The organism is Geminicoccus flavidas (assembly GCF_009806515.1).
GTDB lineage: Bacteria > Pseudomonadota > Alphaproteobacteria > Geminicoccales > Geminicoccaceae > Geminicoccus > Geminicoccus flavidus.
In genome coordinates this window covers 1-494 of the sequence record NZ_WUJP01000259.1, presented here as the reverse complement: position 1 = coordinate 494, position 494 = coordinate 1, and the positions used below count along the sequence as shown (strand labels likewise).

At 73.7% G+C, this 494-nt stretch carries 2 protein-coding genes; both read left to right on the top strand.

Annotated elements, in window-relative coordinates:
• On the top strand, positions 1–232 hold a 232-nt coding region (locus tag EQG76_RS07200), incomplete at its 5' end, for a type II secretion system protein GspG (protein WP_200840623.1).
• The coding region (locus EQG76_RS07195) for a prepilin-type N-terminal cleavage/methylation domain-containing protein (RefSeq protein WP_159711941.1) at positions 201–494 on the top strand (294 nt) is incomplete at its 3' end. The genes EQG76_RS07200 and EQG76_RS07195, both read left to right, overlap by 32 nt.

The window sequence follows — 494 nt, the reverse complement described above, 5'->3', positions numbered from 1 at the left end:
CTACCCGTCCACCGCGCAGGGCCTGGGGGCTCTGGTCACCGCACCTTCGGGCGTGCCGACCTGGCGCGGACCCTATCTGAGCAAGCCGGAGCTGCCGAAGGACCCCTGGGGGCGCGACTATGTCTATCGTTCCCCTGGCCAGCGCGGCCCGTTCGACCTGGGCTCGCTCGGCTCGGACGGCACGCCGGGAGGACAGGGCGATGCGGCGGACGTCGGCAACATCGCCCGCTGACGGATCTGCCCCGAATCAGGCAGGCTTCACCCTGCTCGAGCTCCTGGTGGTGCTGGTCATCCTCGGGTTTGCGACCGGCTGGGTGGCGGTGCGCGCCAGCGCCTATCTGGGCGGCGGGGTCGGCACCGCGGCTGCCGACGCGCGCCGCGCCCTGGTCAACTGCCGCGGCCAGGCCCAGGTCGAGGGCCGGCCGGTCCTGTGCCAGGTCGATCCGGTGGAGCGGCGGGTGGGCACGGTCCGGCTCAAGGGACAGCCGACCCGG